The 25,453-nt window shown below is 58.8% G+C and carries 18 protein-coding genes and 4 tRNA genes; 13 read left to right on the top strand and 9 right to left on the bottom strand.

The genetic code is table 11. The annotated features are described in order from the left end of the window. Position 1 precedes the first annotated feature (1 nt). Both acnA and dxs read left to right on the top strand, forming a co-directional pair. A complete protein-coding gene (gene acnA, locus EL234_RS00905; RefSeq protein ID WP_126415702.1) occupies positions 2-2,695 on the top strand; it encodes an aconitate hydratase AcnA in 2,694 nt (897 codons plus the stop codon). 94 nt (positions 2,696-2,789) lie between these two features. Continuing rightward, a complete protein-coding gene (dxs, locus tag EL234_RS00900) occupies positions 2,790-4,703 on the top strand; it encodes a 1-deoxy-D-xylulose-5-phosphate synthase (protein WP_126415701.1) in 1,914 nt (637 codons plus the stop codon). On the opposite strand, the gene EL234_RS00895 is transcribed toward dxs, so the two are convergent. The 6 genes from EL234_RS00895 to EL234_RS00870 all read right to left on the bottom strand — a co-directional run bounded on the left by EL234_RS00895 (position 4,700) and on the right by EL234_RS00870 (position 13,315). Continuing rightward, positions 4,700-5,914: a ribonuclease D gene (locus EL234_RS00895; protein WP_126415700.1), complete on the bottom strand. Its 1,215-nt coding sequence runs from the start codon at positions 5,912-5,914 to the stop codon at positions 4,700-4,702. The genes dxs and EL234_RS00895 overlap by 4 nt on opposite strands. Further along, positions 5,911-6,495, bottom strand: a complete 585-nt coding sequence (locus EL234_RS00890) for a DUF3000 domain-containing protein (RefSeq protein WP_126415699.1) — start codon at positions 6,493-6,495, stop codon at positions 5,911-5,913. The genes EL234_RS00895 and EL234_RS00890 overlap by 4 nt, the downstream gene beginning before the upstream one ends. A 48-nt stretch (positions 6,496-6,543) precedes the next feature. Beyond that, entirely contained in the window at positions 6,544-8,271 is a 1,728-nt protein-coding gene (gene treZ / locus EL234_RS00885) for a malto-oligosyltrehalose trehalohydrolase (RefSeq protein ID WP_126415698.1), read from the bottom strand. Then, positions 8,264-10,762: a malto-oligosyltrehalose synthase gene (treY, locus tag EL234_RS00880; RefSeq protein ID WP_126415697.1), complete on the bottom strand. Its 2,499-nt coding sequence runs from the start codon at positions 10,760-10,762 to the stop codon at positions 8,264-8,266. The genes treZ and treY overlap by 8 nt, the downstream gene beginning before the upstream one ends. A gap of 77 nt (positions 10,763-10,839) precedes the next feature. Continuing rightward, positions 10,840-13,119 carry a glycogen debranching protein GlgX gene (gene glgX, locus EL234_RS00875; protein WP_126415696.1) on the bottom strand — a complete coding sequence of 760 codons (2,280 nt, stop codon included), beginning with the start codon at positions 13,117-13,119 and terminating at the stop codon, positions 10,840-10,842. 121 nt (positions 13,120-13,240) lie between these two features. Further along, positions 13,241-13,315 (bottom strand) — tRNA-Val (locus tag EL234_RS00870). A gap of 154 nt (positions 13,316-13,469) precedes the next feature. Between EL234_RS00870 and EL234_RS00865 the strand changes: the two genes are divergently transcribed. From EL234_RS00865 to EL234_RS00855, 3 genes are all read left to right on the top strand, one after another. After that, a tRNA-Gly gene (locus EL234_RS00865) sits at positions 13,470-13,542 on the top strand. A 35-nt stretch (positions 13,543-13,577) separates the two neighbouring features. After that, positions 13,578-13,648: transfer RNA gene (locus tag EL234_RS00860), tRNA-Cys, on the top strand. Between the two features lie 11 nt (positions 13,649-13,659). Further along, positions 13,660-13,736 (top strand) — tRNA-Val (locus EL234_RS00855). 162 nt (positions 13,737-13,898) lie between these two features. Here EL234_RS00855 and EL234_RS00850 read toward each other — a convergent pair. Continuing rightward, on the bottom strand, positions 13,899-14,138 hold the full coding sequence (locus EL234_RS00850) for a hypothetical protein (RefSeq protein WP_126415695.1): 240 nt from the start codon (positions 14,136-14,138) through the stop codon (positions 13,899-13,901). Then, positions 14,139-15,482, bottom strand: coding sequence for a PspC domain-containing protein (locus EL234_RS00845; protein WP_126415694.1), 1,344 nt, complete (start codon positions 15,480-15,482; stop codon positions 14,139-14,141). A gap of 112 nt (positions 15,483-15,594) precedes the next feature. Here EL234_RS00845 and EL234_RS00840 point away from each other — a divergent pair, with 112 nt between their 5' ends. Both EL234_RS00840 and EL234_RS00835 read left to right on the top strand, forming a co-directional pair. Further along, positions 15,595-16,803, top strand: a complete 1,209-nt coding sequence (locus tag EL234_RS00840; protein ID WP_126415693.1) for an ATP-binding protein — start codon at positions 15,595-15,597, stop codon at positions 16,801-16,803. Beyond that, the gene (locus tag EL234_RS00835; RefSeq protein ID WP_126415692.1) at positions 16,800-17,453 is read left to right on the top strand and encodes a response regulator; all 654 of its coding nucleotides are present in this window, start codon (positions 16,800-16,802) and stop codon (positions 17,451-17,453) included. The genes EL234_RS00840 and EL234_RS00835 overlap by 4 nt, the downstream gene beginning before the upstream one ends. On the opposite strand, the gene EL234_RS00830 is transcribed toward EL234_RS00835, so the two are convergent. Continuing rightward, on the bottom strand, positions 17,450-18,826 hold the full coding sequence (locus EL234_RS00830) for an L-serine ammonia-lyase (protein ID WP_126415691.1): 1,377 nt from the start codon (positions 18,824-18,826) through the stop codon (positions 17,450-17,452). The genes EL234_RS00835 and EL234_RS00830 overlap by 4 nt on opposite strands. Before the next feature lie 123 nt (positions 18,827-18,949). On the opposite strand from EL234_RS00830, the gene thrS reads away from it, so the two are divergent. Genes thrS through EL234_RS00800 form a run of 6 tightly spaced genes read left to right on the top strand, consistent with a single transcriptional unit; the run spans position 18,950 to position 25,423 of the window. After that, positions 18,950-20,965 carry a threonine--tRNA ligase gene (thrS, locus tag EL234_RS00825; RefSeq protein ID WP_126415690.1) on the top strand — a complete coding sequence of 672 codons (2,016 nt, stop codon included), beginning with the start codon at positions 18,950-18,952 and terminating at the stop codon, positions 20,963-20,965. Further along, entirely contained in the window at positions 20,965-21,591 is a 627-nt protein-coding gene (gene pgsA, locus EL234_RS00820) for a phosphatidylinositol phosphate synthase (protein ID WP_126415689.1), read from the top strand. The genes thrS and pgsA overlap by 1 nt, the downstream gene beginning before the upstream one ends. Next, positions 21,588-22,556, top strand: a complete 969-nt coding sequence (locus EL234_RS00815; protein ID WP_164712262.1) for a phosphatidylinositol mannoside acyltransferase — start codon at positions 21,588-21,590, stop codon at positions 22,554-22,556. Before pgsA ends, EL234_RS00815 begins: the two co-directional genes overlap by 4 nt. After that, the gene (locus EL234_RS00810; protein ID WP_126415687.1) at positions 22,553-23,677 is read left to right on the top strand and encodes a glycosyltransferase family 4 protein; all 1,125 of its coding nucleotides are present in this window, start codon (positions 22,553-22,555) and stop codon (positions 23,675-23,677) included. The genes EL234_RS00815 and EL234_RS00810 overlap by 4 nt, the downstream gene beginning before the upstream one ends. Continuing rightward, a complete protein-coding gene (locus EL234_RS00805; protein WP_126415686.1) occupies positions 23,677-24,282 on the top strand; it encodes a hypothetical protein in 606 nt (201 codons plus the stop codon). The genes EL234_RS00810 and EL234_RS00805 overlap by 1 nt, the downstream gene beginning before the upstream one ends. Beyond that, positions 24,275-25,423, top strand: coding sequence for a PrsW family intramembrane metalloprotease (locus EL234_RS00800; RefSeq protein ID WP_126415685.1), 1,149 nt, complete (start codon positions 24,275-24,277; stop codon positions 25,421-25,423). Before EL234_RS00805 ends, EL234_RS00800 begins: the two co-directional genes overlap by 8 nt. Positions 25,424-25,453 lie beyond the last annotated feature (30 nt).

Below are 25,453 nucleotides of genomic sequence, written 5' to 3'. Positions count from 1 at the left end.
AATGAGTATCGATAGTTTTGGAGCGAAATCAACGCTCGAGGTGGGCGGCACAGAATACGAAATCTACCGGCTGGATGCGGTCAGCGGTACGGAAAAACTCCCGTTTGCACTCAAAGTGCTCGCGGAGAACCTACTTCGCACTGAAGACGGCGCGAACGTGACCGCCGAGCACATTAAGGCGTTGGCTAACTGGGATCCGAATGCGGAGCCGGAGCACGAGATTCAGTTCACTCCGGCGCGCGTGGTCATGCAGGATTTTACGGGCGTGCCGTGCGTGGTTGATTTGGCGACGATGCGCGAGGCCGTCACGGATCTCGGCGGTGATCCGGATCAGATTAACCCGCTTAACCCGGCCGAGCTCGTCATTGACCACTCGGTGCAGATCGACGTGTTCGGCACCCAGAACGCGTTCCAACGCAACGTGGAAATCGAATATGGGCGCAATCGGGAGCGCTACCAATTCCTGCGTTGGGGTCAAAACGCCTTCGAAAACTTCAAAGTGGTTCCGCCGTGCACGGGCATCGTCCACCAAGTCAACATCGAATATCTCGCGCGGGTGACGATGGCCCAAGAAAACGGAGGCGTACTACAGGCCTACCCAGACACGTGTGTGGGAACCGATTCGCACACCACGATGGTCAACGGTCTTGGCGTGCTGGGCTGGGGCGTGGGTGGTATTGAGGCTGAAGCCGCAATGCTTGGCCAGCCGGTATCCATGCTGATCCCGCGCGTCGTCGGCTTCAAGCTCACCGGCCAAATTCCTGCAGGTTCCACGGCCACCGACGTCGTGCTCACGATCACCCAGATGCTGCGCCAGCACGGTGTGGTGGGCAAGTTCGTAGAATTCTATGGCGACGGCGTGAGCGCAGTACCACTGGCGAACCGGGCCACGATTGGAAACATGTCGCCCGAGTTCGGCTCGACCGCGGCTATTTTCCCAATCGACGACGTCACCCTTGACTACCTGCGGCTGACCGGACGCTCTGAAGAACAGATCGAACTCGTCGAAGCATACTCGAAGGAACAGGGGCTGTGGCACGATCCGGAGAAGGTCGTCGAGTACTCCGAATACATCGAACTCGACCTGTCCACGGTGGTTCCCTCGATCGCCGGCCCGAAGCGTCCACAAGACCGCATCGTGCTGACTGAGGCGAAGGAATCTTTCCGCAAGGAACTCCCTAACTACGCCACGGGTGAGCCTTCAGACGACGGCCGGATCCACAAGGTTTCCCCGGTGACGCTGGCTAATGGCACAAAGACCGAGCTCGATCACGGTGCGGTTGCGATCGCGTCGATCACGTCGTGTACGAACACGTCAAACCCGTCGGTCATGATGGCGGCCGGTATCTTGGCTCGCAATGCTAACCGGCGCGGACTCAAACCTAAGCCCTGGGTCAAAACCTCGATGGCGCCCGGTTCACAGGTGGTCACGGACTACTACGAGAAGGCCGGTCTGTGGCCGGATCTGGAAGCGCTTGGCTTCCACCTCGTGGGTTACGGGTGTGCCACCTGTATCGGCAACTCCGGTCCGCTGCCCGAAGAGGTATCCAAGGTTGTCAACGACCAAGACCTCGCCGTCGTCTCAGTGCTCTCCGGTAACCGCAACTTTGAAGGGCGTATTAACCCGGACGTGAAGATGAACTATCTCGCCTCCCCGCCGCTCGTGATCGCCTACGCGCTGGCTGGCACGATGGATTTCGACTTCGAGTCGGAACCGCTAGGCCAGGACCAGGACGGCAACGACGTCTTTTTGGCCGACATTTGGCCGGATGCGGACGAGGTACAGGCGACGATCGACGCTTCGGTTAACCGCGAGATGTTCGAAACCTCGTATTCGGACGTGTTCAAGGGCGACAAGCTGTGGCAGGAACTGGAAACCCCGGAAGGTTCGACTTTCGACTGGGATCCGCAGTCCACGTACGTGCGCAAGCCCCCGTACTTTGAGGGCATGACGATGGAGCTCGAGCCCGTCACGGATATTTCTGGCGCACGCGTGCTTGCCAAACTCGGTGATTCGGTGACCACCGACCATATTTCTCCGGCAGGCGCGATCAAACCGGAATCGCCGGCCGGTCAGTACCTCGAATCGCATGGTATCGGGCGTCGAGACTTCAACTCGTACGGCTCGCGCCGAGGCAACCACGAGGTCATGATCCGGGGAACGTTCGCCAACATTCGCTTGCGCAACCAGCTTCTGGACGGCGTTGAGGGCGGATACACGAAGAACTTCTTGACTGGGGAGCAGGAATCGATTTACGACGCCGCGCAGGCCTATCAGGAGGCCGGTGTTCCGCTCGTCGTGCTCGCAGGGGCCGAATACGGTTCGGGATCCTCACGTGACTGGGCAGCGAAGGGAACGGCACTGCTCGGCGTCAAGGCTGTGATTACGACGTCGTTCGAGCGTATCCACCGCTCCAACCTGATCGGCATGGGTGTGTTGCCGCTGCAATTCCCGGCGGGGCAAAGCGCGGACACGCTTGGTCTCGACGGCACGGAAACGTTCGACATCGAAGGCATCACCGAGCTCAACGACGGCCGCACACCGAAGACTGTCAAGGTAACGGCACGCAAGGACGACGGCACCGAGATCGAATTCGACGCCGTCGTCAGGATCGACACCCCTGGAGAAGCCGACTACTTCCGCAACGGTGGCATCCTGCAGTACGTGCTACGCAACCTCGCCAAGCAAGCATAAGTGTGCAGGGCTTGACCACAAAACGCCGCACTACCACCGTCTTAGAATGTAAGGGTGGTAGTGTGGCGCCAGTGGTGAAGGAGGTGTGCCGGTGATGCTCGACTCGATTCATAGTCCTGCCGATCTGAAGAAGCTGAAGGTCTCGCAGCTCGAAAAACTCGCGGCGGAAATCCGCCGGTTTCTCGTGACCAACGTGGCCAAAACCGGCGGTCATCTGGGGCCGAATCTCGGTGTCGTCGAACTGACGATCGCGATCCATCGAGTCTTTGAATCGCCAGCAGACCCGATTATTTGGGATACCGGGCACCAAGCCTACGTTCACAAGATTTTGACCGGGCGCAAAGATTTCACAAAGCTGCGCCAGGAGGGCGGGCTATCCGGCTACCCCTCGCGTGCGGAGTCGCCGCACGACGTCGTCGAAAACTCGCATGCGTCCACCGCGCTGTCCTGGGCCGACGGCGTAGCACGCGCGATGCAATACGCTGGCCGAGACAACCGGGTGGTTGCCGTGATTGGCGACGGCGCCCTCACCGGTGGCATGGCGTGGGAAGCGCTCAACAATATTGCCGAAGATCCAGATCGTCCGATCGTCATCGTCGTCAACGACAACGGACGATCATACGCGCCCACCGTGGGCGGTATCGTGCGCAGGCTTGATCCGGTGCGCAAACTTGACGCCGTGCGAGTCAACCGTGATTACGATAATTTCCTCGACTGGGGCAGGCGCACCTTGCAAGGTTCGGGCATCCCCGGCCAGCTCACCTATGACGCGCTACGCGGGCTGAAGAAGGGCATGAAAGAAATGTTCTTCGATGCCGGTATTTTCGATTCTCTCGGACTGAAATACATGGGGCCGATCGATGGTCACGACATCCGTAGCCTCGAAGAAGCCCTGACGATGGCACGCGACTACGGCGGGCCCGTCGTCGTTCATGCGATCACAGAAAAAGGGCGCGGCTACAAGCCGGCAGAAAAGAACAAGGCGGATCATTTCCATGCAGTCGGGCGGATTCACCCGGAAACCGGTCTGCCGATCGAACCGTCACGGTTTGGCTGGACGAGCATCTTTGCAGACGAAATCGTGGACATCGCTCGGCAAGATCCCACTGTCGTGGGAGTGACGGCCGCAATGTTGCGCCCAGTTGGGCTCGGCCCGATGCTCAAAGAATTTCCCAAACGAGTCATCGACGTCGGTATCGCGGAACAGCACGCGCTCACTATGGCCGCTGGGCTATCACATGGCGGCTATCGTCCGGTGGTCGCCTTATATGCAACGTTCATGAACCGCGGCTTTGACCAGCTTCTCATGGATGTCGCGTTACACAACGAGCCGGTGACGATCTGCCTTGATCGTGCTGGAGTCACGGGTGACGACGGCGCGTCTCACAACGGCATGTGGGATCTCGCACTGGCAGCAATGATGCCGAACATCTCGGTTGCGGTCCCTCGCGACGAGGCCACGATGCGCGCCTTGCTTTACGAAGCAATCGACAAGCCCGGGCCCGCGATCGTCCGCTATCCGAAAGGTTCCGTACCGGCCGAGCTTCCAGCCATCCGTAAGATCGGCAGTATTGACGTCATTTACGAGCGTAGTATTCCGGGGCGCGCTCCAATCGTTTACGTGGCCGTGGGTGCAATGGCACACACGATGGTTGAGGCTGCCCGCCAACAGGACAATGAATCGATCATTGTGGTCGATCCGCGGTGGGTGCTTCCCGTTAACGAAGATCTCGTTAATCTCATCTCGAACGCCGGGGGAGTGGTCACTCTCGAAGATGGGCTGGCCGATAATGGAGTGGGCGCTGCCATCCAACGTAGTCTCACTCAATCGGGGCACCTCATTCCTGCGAAGACGTTGGGAATCGCAAAAGAGTTTCTTACGCACTCGGCGCGAGCCGATATCCTTGCCGAGCAGGGGATGGACACCGCCGCAGTCATCGCAGCAACCCGTGAGGTGCGGGAAAAGATTACCCAACGGGCCGCGGCCCGCGAGCGCGGTACGCTCTAAAGTACCACGCCGGCTTCTTGAGCTGCTTGGTGTATCGGGCCTGAGACCTGGTCAATTTGCCAGGGGCGTGCGCCTTCGCGGCGGAGAATCGCGCCCAGGTCATCTATCGTGTGCCAGCCTTCCCATGCGGCCATGCGTTGGATCGCCGGTTTAATGAGCACCTCCTGCCGGATGCCTAATTCTTCAGCGAGGTCAAGGACTGTTGTGCGCAATACCTGCCAGCGGTCGAAGGCATCCGGGTCCATCGTTTCCCAGCGGTTGACAGGCGGATGGGGTGTTTTCTTATCGGTGAGTTTGCGCTGCGGAAGATCGTGGGGATCAAGAGCCCATGCGGTTCGAATCGCTTTCCACCAGGTTTTAGCATCCTCGAGTCCGTCGTCAGCTTCTAAGAGAGGGGAGTTCTCTATGGCTGACCAGGATCTCGGCTTGCTTTCCGCCAGTTCGGCAAGAACAGTGCTCGATATTACTTTGGAGGGTGCGACGTCGCGTTCACGGGCAAGTGCGTCACGGGCGTCCCACAGTTCGCGAAGCATTCCTAGAGCGCGCCGGTCCAGTATCCCTACGCGGTGGGCGTATCGCCGCCACGGATCTTTACGCGGCGGTTTCGGTGTGCGAGTTCGTACCTCTTCGCATTCTTGCTCGAACCAAGACATGCGGCCTGCGGCCACAAGCTGATCGGTGAGCTTGTGGCGAAGTTCGTGGAGCAACTCCACGTCTAGAGCCGCGTAGGCACGCAGTTCGGAAGGTAGCGGACGCTGTGACCAATCGGAGTTCGAGTGTTCTTTCGCGAGCGTCCACCCGGTGAGTTTCTCCGTTATTGCTTGCAAAGAGTGCCGTTCGTAACCGAGGATGAGCGCTGCAATTTCGGTGTCGAACACCTTCGTCGGTGTGAGGCCGAGTTCGTGCAGGCTAGGAAGATCCTGATCGGCGGAATGTAAAATCCATTCCTCGCGCATGACCTCCCGCAAGCCGTCGAGGCGATCCTCGATACCAACGGGGTCGATGAGCACAGTGCCTGCTCCGGGGCGCCTTACCTGAATGAGATAAGCCCGGTTAGAATATCTGATTCCCATCGCCCGCTCGGTGTCGACTGCGAAAGGACCGTGACCTCGGGCCAGCCGAGCAACGGCGTCGTCAATATCTGAATGCGTGACGTCAGGAATACCCTCTCGAGGCTCCTCAATGAGCACGGGCGGAAGATCGTAGGTCAAATCCGCTCAACCTTACGGGCAAGCGTGGCCACCTGATCACTCCACGGGCCAAGCCCTGAAATCGAAGCCAAGAAATCTGCCCAGGCGTGCACATGTTCTGTTAAGTATTCGGTCTGTGGCGTCCAGGACGCGCGCACCTCAAGGTCAACGCGCGCCGAATTAATGTGCAACCCACCGAACGTTTCGTTGAACACGCGCGTCACCGTTCCGTTCAAACTGTGATAGGAGGCTCCACGGTTATCAAGCGCGTCACGCAACCACGACCAGGCGACTTCACCAAGAAGCGGATCATCACCCATGACGGAATCCATTGGCGCCTGGGCGTGCACGACGATCCGAAACGTGCCGTTCCACGCAGGCTGAGTTTGAGGATCGTGCAAGACGGCGAACCTGCCTGCGCCCTGCCGTTCGGCCTCGTCATGGTCCGCCGAGGGGAACACTTCAGCCTGCAACGCCACCGCCCACGGGGCAATCTGGGTAGGCCCGGGAATTTGACCAATACGCAGTTCCGGGCGGAAGGTTTGCCCTTTCAAAGAACTAAGCGCGGTCAGAAACTCCGCAGTCGGCTGATTCGTGGTCACGTTTCGACTTTAACGGCCTAACGTGACAAGGTGGCCGTGGCGCGCCGATCATTGAAAAATGGCCACTGACGCCCCGCCAAAACTGACGGTGGTGCCAGATACCGTGGGTACGTCCCAGCTGAGGACGATCTCCTTGCCATCGATAGGAGCGACGACGTCGAGCGGCTCATCCGCACGGGAGAACACGATGACCGTGTCACCTCGGCGCATCCACCCGCCATCGCCGTCCACGCGCATCGTGGTAGCCGACCTGTCTCCACTGGCAATATCCGGATGGTCGCGCAGGTCGATGAGCTGGCGAACAAAATCGAGCATGCGCGCGTGTTCACCGAATCCGACCTCGTGCCAATCTAGCTTCGACGTGATGAACGCCTGGATATCCTGCGGATCATACATTCTCGTTTCGATATCGCCGTATATCGATGTCATGTCCCAATCAGCAAATTCTGCTAGACGGCCAGCCAAAATGTGTTGCCCCAGATCCGGGCCGTGATCAGTGAAATAGTGGAACGGTTTACGGGTGGCAAACTCCTCGCCCATGAACAGCATGGGCGTGTAATGAGAAAGCAAGATGAGCGCCCGAGATACCGCAAGCTGCCCTAACGAGGCTTTCAACGACGGGCGATCTGAAATAAGCCGGTTACCCACCTGGTCGTGATTCTCGTCAAACACCATGAACCGGTGCCCCGAAAAACTTTCCGGGATCGGCTTGCCCCGGGGCGCAGACGGGAACGTTAACTCTTGGCCCACTCTCACAAAACCATGTTCGAAGGCTTGCGCCATGGCAGATTCATCCACGTAGTCTGCATAGTAGGCGTTTGACTCGCCGGTCAGCCACACATGGAGGGCGTGGTGGACGTCGTCGGCCCACTGCATGTCCATCCCATATCCACCCTCGGCCGTGGGAGTGACGAGCAGCGGGTTATTATCTTCGGACTCAGCCGTGATCGTAAAAGTACGCCCGAGCTGTCTGCCAAGCTCGGCAACCTCGTCCGAAAGCTGGGCAAGAAAATGCCTCGGGGAATCGTCGAGCAGGTGGTGCACGGCGTCGAGCCTCAGCGCGTCAAAATGATAGTCGCGTAGCCACTGCTTCGCATTGTCAATAAGATAGCGCCGAACCTGCTCGGAGTGCTCGCCGTCCAAATTGAGGGCCTCACCCCACGGCGTGTGATGAGCGCTCGAAAAGTAGGGTGCGAACTGGGCCAGATAGTTGCCGTCCGGCCCGAAATGGTTGTAGACAACGTCGAGGCACGCCGACATCCCGCGGGCATGAATCCCATCGACGAGCGCCACCAGGTCTGTGGGCGAACCGTACGGTTCATGGATAGCGTAGATAGACACGCCGTCGTATCCCCATCCACGCTGCCCTGGCATTGGTGCGATCGGCATGAGTTGTACGACGTCGACACCCAGGTCACGCAGATAATCAAGGCGATCAATGGCCGCACGGAACGTACCTTCGCGAGTGAACGCGCCGACGTGGAGCTCGTAAAAAACCTTCCCATGCAGGTTCTCACCCTGCCAGTGGCCATCAGTCCACGAAAACGACGCCGGGTCCACGATCTCACTCGGGCCGTGCGGACCTTCTGGCTGGCGCATGGACCTCGGATCAGGCAAGGCCATCCCGCCGTCAACCTTAAGCTGATAACGAGTTCCCGCTGGCAACGGCTGGGGTGACACGAAATGTTCGCCGTCACGGATGAGCGCGGTTTCGTTATCGCCGACGACGAGGCTCACTGTGCGAGCATTGGGCGCCCAGATCGACACGTTAGTCATCAACACGCTCCAACACGGCAGCAGGGAAACGGCCAAGAACGTCAGAAAGCGGCTGCGTACCACCGCTAATCTCGCTACCCGTCAACACGTTACGCCAACTGCCATCAGGTAGAACGATCGTGTAATCACCAGGGGATTCTGGAAGGTGCCGCATCGCGGCAGTCACGACCACCGGTTCGTCATCAAGCACCCTCGCAAAAGCAAGCGCCCGACCAGTAGAGACAGGCAACGGTTCGTAGCCACACTCCGCCGATGAAATCCGTGGCAGTGAGCGGCGAAGCCTGGCAATCCGCGACGTGACCCACAGCTTTTCCGTATCCAGATCAGGCGACGAAGGTAGACCATCACGATCCAGCTTTGCGAGTAGCTCGCTCAGCGCCTCGTAATCAACCGGGCGGCGATTATCCGGATCCACAAGCGAGGTCTGTGTGACCTCTTCACCGTTGTAAATATCTGGCACGCCCACCGCAGTCATCTGAATGGCCTTCTGAGCCAAAATTTGCGCGCGAGCAGCAGCGGATGTCCGCTTGTGGAAATCCGCCAGAAGATCAGCAGCAGGAGAGTTAAGGATCGCCTGCGCATAGTCGAGCAGAGCCTGTTCTGCTTGCTCGTTTTGCTCTGTCCACGTGGTCCACGACTTCTGCTCGCGCGATGCCTTATACAGGTACTCGTTGAGCCGCTCGGCAGGAATCGGACCGGCCTCGCTCCACGTTCCAAGCAGAGTCTGCCACAGCAGGTTTTCAATCTGACCATCCAGATCAGCTGGCCGCTCATCAGCAACGATGTCCCGCGCCTTGGCAAGCATCTCCTGCCAGTCGTCGGCATACTGTGCGATCGGCGCTATTCGGGCCCGCACATCCTCACAACGCTTCGTATCATGAGTGGACAGGCACGTCATCGTGGTCGGCCAGGTGAGTGACAATAGATTTTGGAAGTCATGGAAGTCGTCCGGCGTCGTCGTGAAATAATGCGGGCCGCCGCCAACCTCATTCGCCGAAGTCAGCACGGTGTAGCGATAGAAGGTCGTGTCCTCTACGCCCTTAGCCATAACCGCTCCGCACACCTGCTGGAAGCGAATAATGGCCTCGTTACGAGCAGACTCGTGCGTACGACCAGCCGAACCGATTTCGTAACCAAGCAACAATTCGACGACGGTGTTCAGCGTATCTTGCCGATCCTCATCAAGCTTGCGGGCGGCACGCTCGGCGGCATCACGCAACACGCGCTCATCCGTGGGGTTAGGGCGCTCCCCAGGAACCACGTAGGCCCGGTAGCGATCCATGTGAACCACGAGCTCAACCACAACTTCAACAATCGCACGGAACGTGTGATCGCGAAGCCGGACGTCCGCGTGGCAAATCTTTGCCAAAATGTTGGCCAGCCGATCGACCTCCGCATATAGCGAGGTGTCAATAATCTGCCGTTTCGCACTGACTTCAACGGACCCCACAGAGTGCACAGACCCCGATAGCTCACCGTAAATCTGGGTCAACACCGGCAAGCCACTAGGATCGGTAAACAGGCCCTGCACACGCATCAGCGTGTCATAGCCGGTAGTACCAGCACACGGCCAATCCGACGGCAACTGTTCATCACCTTCGAGGATCTTTTCCGCCACTGTCCACGCCCCGCCCGTCGCATCCGACAGGTTGCGGAAATATTCGCGCGGATCAGCAAGCCCATCAGGGTGATCGATCCGGAAAGCGTCAATATAGCCTTCCTCCTGCAACTGCAACAGTAGTGCATGCGATTCGCGGAATACGTCGGGATCTTCCACCCGGATCGCAGCCAGCGTGTCGACGTCGAAGAACCTGCGATAATTCAGTTCCTCGTTCGCCACCCGCCAATGAGCAAGCCGGTAATACTGCGCATCCAACAGTTCCGGAAGCGGCAGATTCTCAGTACCGCGGCGCACCGGGAACACGTGGTCGTAGTAACGCACCACCTTAGTTTCGCCGTCGTCTTCAAAACCTGGCACGCGCATGTCATCAATCGTGATCGTGCCATCCGTGATCTCTTGGCCAATTCGCCTGCCCAACACCGGCATGAGCAGGCCATCACCGGCATCTGATAATTCGATATCAAACCAGTTAAAGTACGGTGATTCCTCGCCGTCGCGCAGCACGGACCACAGCGCTCGGTTATGGAACAGGGGAGTGGGAACTGCCATATGGTTCGGCACAATATCGACAATCAGGTACATGCCGGCGTCGTGGATCGCCCGCGACACCTTCCTGAAACCTTCGATACCGCCAAGATCGGCAGAAATCTTTTCGTGGTCAACCACGTCATAGCCGTGATTCGACCCGGGAGCAGCCTGCAGGATCGGGGAGAAGTAAACATCCGTGACACCGAGTGCAGACAGGTAGGGAACAATCCTTTCAACATCCGCAAAATCGAAGTCCGGGCTGAGCTGGAGACGATAGGTGGTCACGGGGGTGCGCCGGTCAGCGGGCGGCACATGTGAATGACGTCGCTCTTCGGTGGTCATGTTACTCCTTTGTACGCAAACCATTGTAGGCGAGTCCCCGGCGTTGTGGGGACCCGCCTACACAGTAGCTCCGGTAGTTACCGCGACTTCTTAGTCTTAGCTGGTTTCGCCTTTACTGTAGATGCTGGCGCGTCTGCATCAGCCACAGGCTCTTCGGCAGCAGGCTCGGAATCTTTAGCCTCAGGCACAGACGACGCCGTTTGCTCTGCCTCCTCAGAACTATCAATGTCAAGGAGAGAATGGCGATCTGCACGGTAACGCACCAAAATCGTGATCGAACGCGACTTTACCGGGAACGTATCGCCTGACATGTACTCGTCCGCGCAATTCGCCTCACAATCGGTCGAGAGAACTTCGACCCACTTTTGTTCCTCATCAGTTGCCGGGATCGTGAAGTCAAGATCCTCTTCCGAGGCGTTGAAAGCAAGGAGGAAGTCGTCATCAAGGACCGGGTTTCCACGCGCGTCCGGCTCCGCAATACGATCACCGTTCAAGTAGACCATGACGGAGCGGGCATACCACGTATCCCAATCCTCATCTGCCATCACCTGGCCGTTGTTCGCGAACCACATGATGTCGCCCAGTTCGGATTCGCCGCCGCGCCCGGCGTCGCCCTGGAAGAAACGCCGACGCCGGAACACCGGATGGTCGCGACGCATCGCAATCAACTCTCGGACGAAACGATGGATCTCAATTTGATCCGCATCAAGTTCCCAGTTCACCCACGACAGCTCGTTGTCCTGAGCATACGTGTTGTTGTTGCCGTTTTGTGTGCGGCCGATTTCGTCGCCGTGCGAAATCATTGGAACACCCTGCGAGGTGAGCAACGTCGTGAAGAAATTTTTGATTTGCCGCATCCGAAGCGCCTTGATTTCCGGATCGTCCGTGTGGCCTTCCACGCCGTGGTTCCACGAGCGGTTGTGGTTTTCGCCGTCGGCGCCGTCTTCTCCGTTGGCGTCGTTGTGCTTGTGGTTGTATGACACGAGGTCGCGAAGCGTGAAACCATCGTGTGCAGTGATGAAGTTGATCGACGCGAACGGGCGGCGCCCCGAATGCTCATAAAGATCTGACGAGCCAGCGAACCTACTTGCGAACTCGGACAGCACCGAGGGTTCCCCACGCCAGAAATCACGCATCGTGTCGCGATAATCCCCATTCCACTCCGTCCACAACGGCGGGAACTCGCCCACGTTATAGCCGCCTTCGCCCACGTCCCACGGCTCAGCAATGAGCTTGACCTGCGAAATGATCGGGTCTTGCTGAATGATGTCAAAGAACGACGACAGCTTATCCACTGCGTGGAGTTCGCGCGCCAACGTGGATGCCAAATCGAAGCGGAAGCCGTCCACGTGCATGTCAACGACCCAGTAGCGCAGCGAATCCATGATCAGCTGCAGCGAATGCGGAGATGACATGTTGAGCGAATTACCCGTACCAGTGGTGTCGAAGTAGTGCGCCTTGTCGTCTTCCACCAGACGGTAGTAGGCAGAGTTATCGATTCCGCGGAACGATAGGGTCGGACCCATATGGTTGCCTTCTGCCGTGTGGTTGTAGACGACGTCGAGGATCACCTCAATATCAGCGGCATGGTAGGCCTTGACCATCGATTTGAACTCGTCAACTTGCGAGCCACGTTCGCCCGACGACGAATAGGTGTTCTGTGGCGCAAAGAAGCCGATCGTGTTGTATCCCCAGTAGTTCGACAGCCCTTTTTCGATAAGCGACGTGTCGTTCACGTACTGGTGGATCGGCATAAGCTCCACTGCGGTGACGCCGAGCTCCTTCAAGTAATCCACCATGGCCGGATGCGCCATACCCATGTAGGTGCCGCGTAAAGATTCGGGGATCTCCGGATGCAGCTGGGTCATGCCTTTCAAGTGCGCTTCGTAAATGACGGACTTGTGATAGGGATGCTTCGGCGGGCGATCATGCCCCCAGTCAAAGAACGGGTTAATGACCACAGACAGCATCGTGTGCCCGAGTGAATCAAGTTCAGAACGCTTCGAATTGTCGAAGAAGTCGTAACTGAAATTGGCCTGGTGATTTTCCACCTGCCCCTCAATGGCCTTCGCGTATGGGTCGAGTAGAATCTTCGACGGATCACACCGGTGCCCAGCAGCCGGATCATACGGCCCGTGTACACGGAACCCGTACCGTTGACCAGGGCGAATACCCGGTAGGTAGCAGTGCCAAACGTGCGCGTCGACCTCTTTGAGCTCGATGCGCTTCTCATTGAGGTCGTCGTCAATTAAGCACAGCTCGATCTTGTCCGCAACCGACGAAAAGATCGCAAAATTAGTGCCCGTGCCATCGTAGGTGGCACCGAGCGGATAAGGTTTACCAGGCCAAACTTCCATGCCTTAAGACTCTCATGTTTGCGGCAAAACTTTATGCCAAAACACTGTGATGTGTGCTTTTTCGCTGATGGCCGCGGCAGTGCAACGAGGCTCGCGCGATGCGGTGGATAACAATCCGATGTGGTGGGCGATACTGGGATCGAACCAGTGACCTCTTCCGTGTGAAGGAAGCGCGCTACCACTACGCTAATCGCCCTAAGATGAGCTGGCAATAACCAACTGCCCACTGACAATAGCCGACCTGGCCGCCTTTGCGCAAACCAGTATCGTGGTGGCACACATCATGTTTTCAGGATTAGACTTTCTCGAGGCTAACTGGCTATATTAGTCAAGCACTCAAACGAGAGTTCGCGGACGTAGCTCAGCTGGTAGAGCACCACCTTGCCAAGGTGGGGGTCGCGGGTTCGAATCCCGTCGTCCGCTCGATGGCCATAAAGCGGGTGTCCGCTTCAACTCCTGGTGGGTTGGCCGAGAGGCGAGGCAGCGGCCTGCAAAGCCGTATACACGGGTTCGAATCCCGTACCCACCTCTCAATCACTAGGGCGATTGGCGCAGTTGGTTAGCGCGCTTCCCCGACACGGAAGAGGTCACTGGTTCGAGTCCAGTATCGCCCACCAAGCCCCGGCTTTGCCCGGGGCTTTTTGCTTATCTGCGCGGTGCGTGGGGTAGCGCAGGCTCGGCCTTAGCGTTCCGGGGGTACCCGTTGCGTTCCCGGGGTAGACAAATCGCCGGATCTGCTACCCCCGGAAGTGAACGTGTACCCCGGGAACCGTACGGCGCTAGATGGACGCGGCGTCCGCCTCGGCGCTCGCATGCACGTCAGCGCTGACGTCGTCGCCGTCGGCAGCCTCGGGTGCTTTGGGTCCAACGAATGCGCTGATGGCCAGCAGGGCTGCCAAGATTAACAGCGCTGCGATAACGATCACCCGGGCGTCGATCTGCGCTCCGGCTGCCCGGATGACGCCAGAAACGGCCGTGATGATTCCGAATGCCCCAAGTGTTGATGTGGTTGCACGCATTTACTGTCCTTCCGTCGTCGTGGTGGTTGCTTGCTGTTCAGGGGTTTCAGCCGGGGTTGCGGACTCTAGCCACTGGCTCCACGGCATGTCGCCCGGACTTTCTCCATGGAATTCGAAGTCGCCGTAGGCATAGCGGATAGAAATCACGGTGGCCTTATCCGGATCTGCGACGGCGGCCGGGCTATGAACCTCAATGGTGTCACCGGGTTCTAGGTTGTCGTGAGCCCCGTAGTGAGCCAGGACGTCCTCATACAGATCGGGAGATTCCACAGCCATCGGTGTGAGTAGTTCGTTGCCGTCGTGGACAAGTTTCCATGGCCTGAGTGTGGCGTAGAAGATGCGGGAAGGCCCAAGAGCTTCCTCATCTCGAGTAAGCCGGTAAATGACCGGAACGTCCTCGGACACGATACGTAGGCCGTTATGAACCGCGAGCGTATCAACATCGGTGATGGCGTTCTTTGAGATCGGCTTGGTGACCTGGGATGTGTGGCGGTAGAACAGCGACGGCGTCGTGGTCCCGTCGTCGTAGTGGAAGACCTTCAGGTTTTCCGCCAGTAAAAACCTCGTGGGAATCACAAGCGATACAGCCAGTGCGATCGCTGTGGGAAATCCGATCAGCCAGGTTAGTGCTGTGAGCCATGTTGCACGTTTGCCTCGGATACCCGCGAGGAAAACGCCGAGAGCCAGGATACCGAGCGCTACAGATAGCGCCATGAGAATGCTTGCCAGGTACCTGCCGGTAAAAAGGAGTGCGAGAGCTGCTCCCGCGAGTGCCAGTGCGGTGAACGCTGTTGCGTAGCGATGTGATATTGCCGGAGTTACTTTGCGTTTGCGCAGCTTTTTAGGTGCGGGTTCCGGGGAGACGAATGGCTGGGTGGGCGCGGCAGTGTACGCCGGCTCGCTTGGCACGTACGTGTGCGCTTGAGCTTTCATACGCATGCGGATCACAGCGAGAAGGGCGATCACAGCGACGATAAACACGAGGATGAAGAACCATTCGCCGCCGCGGACATCCATGAAAAGTCCGAGCCAAAACACGGTAAACGGAACGAATGCCAGTAATCCAAGGAGGGTGAGAACGATTCCGGCGGCTAACGTGGAATCGGGGTCACGCAAAGCTCGCTCCGCGACGATGTCTTCGGTGTCGTAGTCGGGAATGAATAGCCAGCCTAGCCCGTACACCAATAGCCCAAGACCGCCGACTGGAATGATGAGTAGTGCGAGGATGCGCACGATGGCGGGGGAGAGCCCCCACCTGTGTGCGAGCCCGGCGCATACTCCACCGAGTAATCTGTCTGGGGTACGCCGGATCGGACGGGAACGAATCTTGTCGAAAATGTTCATGGCTTAAGTCTTCGCTAAATGGCCGACCTCAGCGACCCTTAACACCCCTGATTCTTCCCTGATTTTCGCCTTATTCCTTGGACTTTGAGCGCATCGGTGAGAGCCTTAAACCGTGAACACATATTCTGATTTACGAGCACCGTGGGCACGGCAACGCCCGGAGCTGGCTCGCCGTGAGCCGATGATGGTGGCAGGCGTGTGCCGGGGGCTCGCGGTGCACCTTGGCGGGAAAACGTGGGCCTGGCGACTTGGCTGTGTTGCGTTGGCGTGGACGGGTATCGTTCCGGTTATTTACGTTGCGCTCGCATTGACGACGCCGCGCGAGCGGCCCGCCGTCGCAGTAGAAAACCAGCGGCTAGCAAAACCGTTGGTGAAATTACGGCCGGATTCGTCGAAGTTGACGGCGGCTGCACTTATTTTCCTTCTTGCAATCATCGTGTTTGGCCTGATCATCGGAGCCGGTAATCTCTACGTGATGAACGCTCTTTGCGTGGCGTTGATTGTCGTCGGTGCGGGAATCGCGTGGAGTAGCCGGGGTTCGCGTGCGTCGACTGCCACGATGCTGGCAGGTCTGGTTATTGCGGCTCTCGGTGCGATTATTTTGGTGACGAACAGCAGGCCGAGCAGCACGTTTGAGACGGCGATTTTGAGCGGGATTGCGGTGCTAGCGGCGGCAGCTTTTGTGCTCTATCCGGCATTGGCTCGTTCCGCCACGCTCGTCAAAGAGATCGATGAGCAGCGTATACGCGAAGAAACTCGCGCAGATATTGCCGCCCACTTGCACGATTCGGTCTTGCAGACGTTGGCCCTTATCCGGGCTCGTGCCGACAGTCCGCACGAGGTGCGTGTGTTGGCTCGACAACAGGAACAGGAGCTGCGTGATTACCTGTATTCGAACCGTGCGGATGCGGACACGTCCCTAGCTGACGCGTTGACGGCGAAGGCACGTGACGTGGAGAATGCTTACGGGGTGGAAATCGACGTCGTGATCACCGGCGATCAGCAACCCACACCGGCAGGCCGAGCCCTCATTGAAGCTGCGGGCGAAGCGCTGACGAACGCATGCAAACACGGAGAAGGTCCGGTCTCGGTCTACGGCGAGCTCGGCGAGGGTGCCGATGTGTGGATCCGCGACCGGGGAGCCGGCTTCGATCTGGGCGCCGTGGCAGAGGATCGGATCGGGATCCGGCATTCGATTTATGGGCGGATGGAACGGGCCGGCGGCCGGGCAACAATCCGCACGCCCTTGCAATCGGGCGGCACGGAAGTGCATCTTCAGTTAAACCCGCAGGCAGACAACCGTAGGGAGGAGAGCTTATGAGGGTCATTGTGGTTGATGATCACGATCTGGTACGGGCGGGTATCATCGCCCAAATCGACGCGCACGACGGGATCCAGGTAGTGGGGCAGGCCGCAAGCGTCGATGAAGCGGTGGACGTCATCGCTACGGTTCCCTCCGACGTCGTGCTTCTCGATGTTCATCTACCCGGCGGACACGGTGGCGGGGGAGCCGAAGTGCTGCGACGCGTGTTTACCGGGCACGGCAACAAACCACGGTTTCTCGCCCTGTCGGTGTCGGACGCTGCCGACGACGTCGTCTCAGTGATTCGCGCCGGAGCTCGCGGCTACGTCACGAAGTCGATTAACAGTACGGAGCTTATCGAGGCGATGCAGCGGGTGATGGCTGGAGATGCCGCGTTTTCGCCCAAGCTTGCCGGTTTCGTGTTGGATGCCTTCGGAACGAGCGCGGCAGCCGTTGCCGACCAAGACGAGGAACTCGACAGGCTTTCGGCTCGCGAACAAGAAGTCATGCGGCTCATCGCCCGCGGCTACACCTACAAAGAGGCGGCGGCAGAGCTCTTCATCTCGGTGAAGACGATTGAGACCCACGTGTCGGCGTGCCTGCGCAAGCTGCAATTATCGAACCGGAAAGAGCTGTCCCGCTGGGCGGCCGCTCGCGGTATTGACTAGCATTCGACGACGTTGACACCGAGCCCGACGTGGACGGCTAGCCCGCCAAGGGCGGTCTCTTTGTACTTGGCCTGCATGTCCCGGCCGGTTTCGCGCATGGTGGTAATGACGTCGTCGAGAGAGACCATGTGCGAGCCGTCGCCGCGCATCGCCGTACGGGCGGCGGCCACCGCTTTGATTGCGGCGATCGCGTTGCGTTCAATGCACGGGATTTGAACCAGCCCGCCAATAGGGTCGCAGGTGAGCCCAAGGTTATGTTCCATTGCGATTTCGGCGGCGTTTTCGACTTGTTGGGGCGTGCCGCCTAAGACGGCGGCGAGCCCGGCGGCAGCCATTGAACACGCCGAACCGACCTCGCCTTGGCAGCCAACTTCCGCCCCGGAAATTGAGGCCATTGTTTTAAAGATCATGCCGATTGCGCCTGCGGTCAGGAGGAACTTTTCGACGGCAGCCGGGCCGAAGTCTGGCAGAAAGTCGCGGCAATAGTGCATAACTGCGGGAATGATGCCGGCCGCGCCGTTTGTTGGTGCGGTCACCACACGCCCGCCTCCGGCGTTTTCCTCGTTCACAGCCAGCGCGTACAGGGTGATCCAATCCATTGCGCGCAGGGGATCGGTGCCGGACGACTCTGCTTTCAACGACGCGTGCATGCCCGGGGCACGCCTTAGCACGTTCAACCCGCCAGGGAGGATACCTTCACGGGTGTAACCGTTGCACACGCACTCTTCCATCACCTGCCAAATATCCGCGAGCCCCGAGGAGATGTCGGCGCGCGTGCGCATCGCCAACTCGTTCTCCAGTGCCACCTCGGCGATTGACATGCCCGTGGCTTCGCAAATCTCGAGTAGCTGCGCCCCCGTCGTGAACGGATAGGGCAGGCTGTGCGTGGGCGCGACTTCCTTATCTGCATCTTCCGCGTTGACGACGAAGCCGCCACCCACCGAATAGTACGTTTCCGCAAGAAGCTGGTCTGTGCCCTGCCAAGCGACGAAGGTCATCCCATTGGGATGCCCAGGCAGCTCTGTCCGACCCACCAAAACGATGTCGGTTGCCGGCGTGAAGTCAATGGGGCTGGTGCCCGCCGCGGTAGCCAGTGCGAGGCGCTGGTTTTTGCGAACGCGGGCGACGGCGTCGTCGGCCTCAATCGGATCAACGTGAGCGGGATCTTCGCCCATAAGGCCGAGGATCACCGCTTTGTCCGTGCCGTGACCAATCCCGGTGGCACCCAGCGAGCCGTAGAGCGTACACGTCACTTTCGTCACGGTATCGGGAAGTTTGCGTGCAAACCGCGCCGCCGCAATCATCGGGCCAACCGTGTGGGACGACGACGGACCAATACCTATCTTGAAAAGATCAAACACGCTCAACGCCATGAGCTGATCGTACCGCCGTATGCGGGGCTTCACATGTCCAAGTTCCGGGCGCGGCACGGTCAGGGGTATGATTGAGCCCGTGCGTGCCTTGTATGTGCGTACATTTATGCGGAAGGAGCCCCTGTGCCGAACCTAGTCATCGACGGCGAGACCCTGAACATTGACCAGCCAATCACCGGCATCGAACACTATACGGCGAATCGGGATATCGTCGCTTTGCGGGTTGATGGCGAATTAGTGGACTTAGACCGGGACCTGTACAGCTTTGCAGATGGGGCCGTTGTTGAGGGCGTGTCGATCCACGAACAAGATGGGCTCAATATTTTGCGGCATTCCGCCACGCACGTTCTCGCCCAGGCTGTGCAAAACAAGTTCCCAGACGTCAATCTGGGTATCGGCCCGTTTATTACGGACGGCTTTTACTACGATTTCGGCAATATCGATCCCGTCACGCCCGAGCTTCTTGCGGAGTTGGAAAAGGACATGAAGCGGATCGTCAAGGAGGGCCAGCGGTTTTGCCGCAGGGTCATTTCCGACGACGACGCCCACACGGAGCTTGCCGACCAGCCGTACAAGCTCGAGCTCGTCCAGCTCAAGGGCGGCTCTGATGCTGACAACGATCAGGCCGCTGAAGGTGCGTCCATCGAAGTCGGTGGCGGCGAGCTGACGATGTATGACAACGTCAACCGCAAGGGCGAGGTGGTGTGGACCGACCTGTGCCGCGGCCCGCACCTGCCTTCGACGAAACTGATCGGTAACGGTTTCGCGCTGACCCGTTCGTCGGCCGCCTATTGGCGTGGCGATCAGGCCAACGATTCGCTCCAGCGCATCTACGGCACCGCGTGGCCGTCCAAGGCAGAGCTGGTGGATTACAAGAAGCGGATCGAAGAAGCGCAAAAGCGCGATCATCGCAAGCTCGGCGCCGAACTTGATCTGTTCTCCTTCCCGGACGAAATCGGTTCAGGCCTTGCCGTCTTCCACCCCAAGGGCGGAATGATCCGAATGATCATGGAAGAATACTCGCGCAAACGGCACCTGGAGGCGGGCTATTCCTTCGTCAACACCCCGCATATCACGAAGGCGAACCTGTTCGAGATTTCCGGCCACCTCGACTTCTATGCCGATGGCATGTACCCGCCGATGCACATGGATGAGGTACGCGATGCCGACGGCAACATCACCAAGCAGGGGCAGGACTACTATCTCAAGCCGATGAACTGCCCGATGCACAATCTTATCTTCCGCTCTCGCGGCCGCTCGTACCGTGAGCTTCCGCTGCGCCTGTTCGAGTTCGGCACGGTCTACCGTAATGAAGCCTCCGGTGTGGTGCACGGGCTCACGCGGGCTCGCGGTTTTACGCAGGATGACGCGCATATTTACTGTACGCGCGAACAGATGAAAGACGAGCTCACCACGCTTCTCGACTTCGTGCTCTCGCTGCTGAAGGACTACGGCCTGGAGGATTTCTACCTCGAACTGTCCACCAAGGATCCGAACAAGTACGTAGGCGACGACGAGACGTGGGAGGAAGCCACCCGCATTCTGGAAGAGGTCTGCACGGCTTCTGGCCTAGACCTGGTTCCAGATCCCGAAGGTGCCGCGTTCTACGGTCCCAAAGTCTCCGTGCAGGCCAAGGACGCGCTCGGGCGCACGTGGCAGATGTCCACCATCCAGCTGGACTTCAACTTGCCGGAACGTTTCGAGCTGGAATACACGGCTCCGGACGGCTCGCGCCAGCGCCCGGTCATGATCCACCGCGCACTGTTCGGCTCGATTGAGCGGTTCTTCGGTGTGCTCACCGAACACTATGCGGGCCAGTTCCCAGCGTGGCTTGCCCCCGTGCAAGTGCGTTGCATACCGGTGGCCGAGGCGTTCAACGATTATCTCGACGACGTCGCAGCTCGGTTACGTGCCCGTGGCGTACGAGTGGAGGTCGATAAGTCTGATGACCGCTTCGGTAAGAAGATCCGCAACGCGTCGAAGGACAAGATTCCGTTCACGCTCATCGCGGGTGGCGACGACGTCGAGGCCGGCGCGGTAAGTTTCCGTATGCGCGATGGTTCGCAAGATAACGGGATCCCGATCGACGAGGCGATCGAGCGGATCGTCGCCGACATTGAAGCGCATGTGAATCAGTAATGTTATCGAGCAAGGGGCGCCCGCTGGCGCAGGTGTTATTCGGTCCGATTGCCCGCCTGTTTATCAAGCTGGGAATCAGCGCGAACACGGTCACGGTGGTGGGCGGAATCGCGTCGAGTCTGTCAGCGCTGTTTTTCTTCCCGCAGAACATGTTGCTCGCAGGCACGATTATCACGACCATCCTCGTCATCTTTGACAACCTCGATGGTCAGATCGCCCGGCTGACAGGCACCACGTCAAAGTGGGGCGCCTTCTTGGATTCCTCGATGGATCGGGTATCGGACGGCGCTATTTTCGCCGCTCTGGCCCTGTGGGGGTACTGGCATGCTGATGAGGCGTGGCGGCTTGCCGTCGTGAGTGGTGCGATCGCTGCATGCGTGGCTGGCTCGATCGTGCCGTACGTACGGGCACGTGCTGAGGGCGTCGGTTACACGGCTGCGGTGGGGATCGCCGAGCGGGCAGACCGGCTGGTCGCCGCGCTCGTACTGGTCATTGCCACCATGTTGGGCGCACCGCATTGGGTGATCGGCATCGGCCTGTGGATCTTGGCGGTACTGGCACTGATCACCGTGATACAGCGTATGGTGCACGTCTACCGGCAGATGAAAGACGCGGGCGAAGCGTGAACATCCTGTCGATCTTCCGAGGTGCAATCTGGCTCGTCAAAGTCCTGCCGGAGTCGGTAGGTCGCGCATTCTTCCGAGCAATAGGCACGCTCGCCGGGGTGTCGAACATGAAAGGCGCCGCACAACTTCGCAAAAACTATCAGCGCATCGAGCCGCTGGAATCGCCGTGGGCGCAACGCCTGCGGAGCGCCAAGGCCATGCGCTCCTATATGGACTACTACTATGAGGCCTTCCGGCTACCGGCACTGACCGCCGAGCAGATCGAGGCGCGCGTCGAGCTCGTTAACGGCGAAAAGCTCGTCGCCCACATGAACAGCGGCCGCTCCGCATCGGGTGCGCTCTTACACATGGGTAACTGGGATCTTGCAGGAGCATGGGCGTGCGCCCACCTGGCTCCCACCTATTCGATTGCCGAAAAACTGCAGCCGCCCGAACTCGCCGATCTGTTCCTCGACTTTCGCAGGTCTCTCGGCCTTACGATCTATCAGACCGGGCAGAAGGGCACTATTTCCGCGTTGACGCAGGACATGAAAGCTGGACACGCTTTCGTGCCGTTGCTTGTGGACCGCGACCTGTCGGCGTCGGGCGTCGAAGTGAAAATGGCCGGGCATCCTGTGCGAGTGGCAGTGGGCTCAGCGGTGCTCGCACAGCACACTGGCGAACCGATGTTTCCGGTGACGATCACCACCTCCGATTTTGGCGACGACGCCGCGCGAGTCAAACGAGCCGGAACGCGATACGGGATCAAACTGATCGTGGGCGAACCCATTTATTCTGCAGTTGAGCCAGATGCTCCCGCGCCCCAGCGGCAAGCCGATATTATTCGGATGAATCAGGAATGGCTCGACCAGATCGAACCGCTCTTGCGCGAACACCTCACGGATTGGCATATGCTACAAAAAGTGTTCGTTGCAGACCTCGATCCCGAACGTCTCGCCAGGGCGAGACGGAAGGAAGAACAATGAAAATTGGAATCGCCTGTGGCTACTCGTGGGACGTTCCCGGAGGCGTGCAGTACCATTGCCGGGATTTAGCGGCCGAGCTCATTGCGCGAGGCCACGACGTCTCGGTCATTGCACCAGCAGAAGCCGAGCCTGCCGAAGATTTTGTGCACCCCGTGGGGGCAGCTATTCCGATCCGCTATAACGGCTCAGTTGCACGGTTAGCCTTTGGCCCGAAGGTCAACCGTGAAGTGCGCAAATGGTTATCTGCCGGGCAGTTTGACGTGTTGCACGTGCACGAACCGTTCACCCCGTCGGTGTCGATGCTCGCGTTGATGAGTGCTGAATGCCCCGTCGTGTCCACTTTCCACACGGCGATGGACCACTCCCGTATGCTCACGATGGCCGCTCCGATCATCGTTCCAATCTTGGATAAGATTCAAGCACGCATCGCGGTGTCGGAAGAGGCACGCCGTACAGCTGTCCAGCATCTTGGCGGTGACGCCTGGATCATTCCTAACGGAGTGTTCGTACGCGACATGCAGATCGACGCAAAAGATCCGCGTTTCACAGGTACACCTGAGGAACCAACTCTCGCTTTCTTGGGGAGGATCGACGAGCCACGCAAAGGTCTACCCGTGGTTGCGCAGGCATTTGGGAAGATTCGGGAAGCACACCCGGGCGTGCGGCTGCTCGTGGCGGGCAGGGGCGACGTCGATCAGGCCCGTGCAATGTTTGGTGAGCACGCGCAGGCTGTGGAGTTTTTAGGTGGGGTCAGTGACGCCGATAAGGCTCTACTCCTTGGAAGTGCGGACGCCTACCTCGCCCCGAACACGGGCGGAGAGTCCTTCGGCATTATCTTGGTGGAAGCGATGAGTGCTGGAGCGTTCGTCGTCGCGTCCGATATCCCAGCATTCCGTGCCGTGCTCAACGACGGCGAATATGGTGTGCACTTTAAGAATGAAGACGCCGATGATTTAGCCGACGTCGTCAACGCGGCTTTGGCAGATCCGCAGCGGCGGGAAGAAACGGCGCGTGTTGCAAGCCAAGCGGCCTGGCGTTTTGACTGGGGGACCGTGGCATCGCACATCCTGTCCGTTTACGATACGGCGATCCGAACTGCTCGAATCGAGGTGGGCGAATAATGGCGTGGTGGCAGATCGCGCTGATCGTCGCGCTCGTGGTACTGGTGCTTGCCGGCGTTGTCATCTCATTGCAAGCACGCTCGCTCGATCGGGTACACAAGAACGTGACGAAATCGCGTATCGCCTTAGAGCGTGCGCTTGTCGAGCGTGCCAAAGCCGCGCTACACGTAGCACGCTCAGGAGTGTTAGATGCGGCGAGCTCAGTCGTGCTCGCCGGAGTTGCTACCGAAGCGCTTGAAGCTTCAGCAAACCCGATTGTTAATGACGGCTGGGAAGATATTCGAGTTGAAGATAGCGAGGGGAAGGCCCTAACTCCGGGACTGGACGCCCCAGATCGTCTTGTCATCGAATCAGAACTTTCGCGTGCGCTATGCCACAGCGTCGACCAGTTAGATACGGCAAGCCCGGAGCTTGACAGGCTTACGAACGCTCGGATCGCCGTGCAGATGACGCGGCGTTTTCACAACAATCACGTCTCGCAAGCTCGGCGTCTGCGCAAGTCCGTGCTGGTTCGCATGCTGCGCCTGCAGGGAAGTGCTCCAGAACCCATTACGGTGAACCTTGATGATCGGATGAATCGCGCCGAAAGGGGCAACGGTGAATAATCCTTCTCCAACGTGGAGACCAGTACGCCGATACGGGCGCGGTTTTTATTTCGTGGTCACCACCATCTGCGTGGTGGGCGTCCTCGGATTCCTCAACCTCCTGCCCATGCTGCTCGAAGGAGCCGGGGCAAGCGGATTCGTTACGTCAGCGCTACTAGCAGCCATCCCGCTGTTTTTCACCTTCTTGTTCGTGTTTTACATTGACAGGTTTGAGCCCGAACCACTGTGGCTTTACGGCGCGGCCTTAGCGTGGGGTGGCGGTATCGCCGTTGTTCTTGCACTGGCCGGGAACACGTGGTGGGAGGAAACACTAGCCCCCGCGGTCCTTGGTGCTACCGCCTCGGAAAATGACATCTTCCGCTTTACCGCATCAATAGGTGCACCCGTTATCGAAGAGTTCGTTAAAGGACTCGGCATCATCGTCATTTTCCTTTTCTTCCGCAAGCACTTCAACGGTCCGGTGGACGGCATCGTCTACGGTGCGATCATCGGTGGCGGCTTTGCGTTTACGGAAAACATTTTGTATTTCACTAACTACCATGACGAACTTGGGGAAATCTTCCAGATACGAGTGTTGGACGGGCCGCTTAGCCACGACGCCTACACGGCGTTCTTCGGATTCTTCATCGGCTTCGCGGTCTATGCCCGTTCCAAGGTGGCCTTACTCGGCTGGCTTGTGCCTGCGATGGCCGGTTCGATGTTCTTCCACTTCACAAATAATGATGGCCTATATTGGATGACGTACGAGACCTACATGTTCGTCAACAACGTGCCGGTTGCCATTTTGATCATCGCAATGGTGGTTTACAGCCGTAATCAGGAAATCATGACCGTACGTAACGGGCTTATTCCCTACGTGAATTCGGGGTGGATTTCGGCTGCCGAGGCGAACATGGTGCTGTCGATGCGCGAGCGGCAGCGTGCTAAAGCGTGGGCAGAATCTGCAGCTCGCTACCTCGGGGCGCCGCAAGGTGAGGGGCGCAAGGCGATGAATAGTTTCCAAATCGAACTGGTTCAGCTGGCACACAACCGGGTGCGCCACGATAACCTGCGTACGCTCGGCTCCAACGAATATTTGGCTGATGCGAACGACAAGCTTGCGCACCTTCAGTCGATTCGTTCTCGTTTTGCGCTCGTCTAGCCCGCGCCCAGATCGAGGCGCTCAACACAG

This window comes from Trueperella bialowiezensis, assembly GCF_900637955.1.
GTDB classification, from domain to species: domain Bacteria; phylum Actinomycetota; class Actinomycetes; order Actinomycetales; family Actinomycetaceae; genus Trueperella; species Trueperella bialowiezensis.
This window is presented reverse-complemented; position numbering and strand designations above follow the sequence as displayed.

Bases quoted from the DNA above. Each gene is read 5' to 3' on its own strand.
- EL234_RS00850 (WP_126415695.1), bottom strand. From the start codon at position 14,138: ATGCGTGCAACCACATCAACACTTGGGGCATTCGGAATCATCACGGCC.
- acnA (WP_126415702.1), top strand. From the start codon at position 2: ATGAGTATCGATAGTTTTGGAGCGAAATCAACGCTCGAGGTGGGCGGC.
- EL234_RS00805 (WP_126415686.1), top strand. From the start codon at position 23,677: ATGGCGTGGTGGCAGATCGCGCTGATCGTCGCGCTCGTGGTACTGGTG.
- EL234_RS00835 (WP_126415692.1), top strand. From the start codon at position 16,800: ATGAGGGTCATTGTGGTTGATGATCACGATCTGGTACGGGCGGGTATC.
- glgX (WP_126415696.1), bottom strand. From the start codon at position 13,119: ATGGAAGTTTGGCCTGGTAAACCTTATCCGCTCGGTGCCACCTACGAT.
- treZ (WP_126415698.1), bottom strand. From the start codon at position 8,271: ATGACTAACGTGTCGATCTGGGCGCCCAATGCTCGCACAGTGAGCCTC.
- EL234_RS00830 (WP_126415691.1), bottom strand. From the start codon at position 18,826: ATGGCGTTGAGCGTGTTTGATCTTTTCAAGATAGGTATTGGTCCGTCG.
- pgsA (WP_126415689.1), top strand. From the start codon at position 20,965: ATGTTATCGAGCAAGGGGCGCCCGCTGGCGCAGGTGTTATTCGGTCCG.
- dxs (WP_126415701.1), top strand. From the start codon at position 2,790: ATGCTCGACTCGATTCATAGTCCTGCCGATCTGAAGAAGCTGAAGGTC.
- treY (WP_126415697.1), bottom strand. From the start codon at position 10,762: ATGACCACCGAAGAGCGACGTCATTCACATGTGCCGCCCGCTGACCGG.
- EL234_RS00845 (WP_126415694.1), bottom strand. From the start codon at position 15,482: ATGAACATTTTCGACAAGATTCGTTCCCGTCCGATCCGGCGTACCCCA.
- EL234_RS00810 (WP_126415687.1), top strand. From the start codon at position 22,553: ATGAAAATTGGAATCGCCTGTGGCTACTCGTGGGACGTTCCCGGAGGC.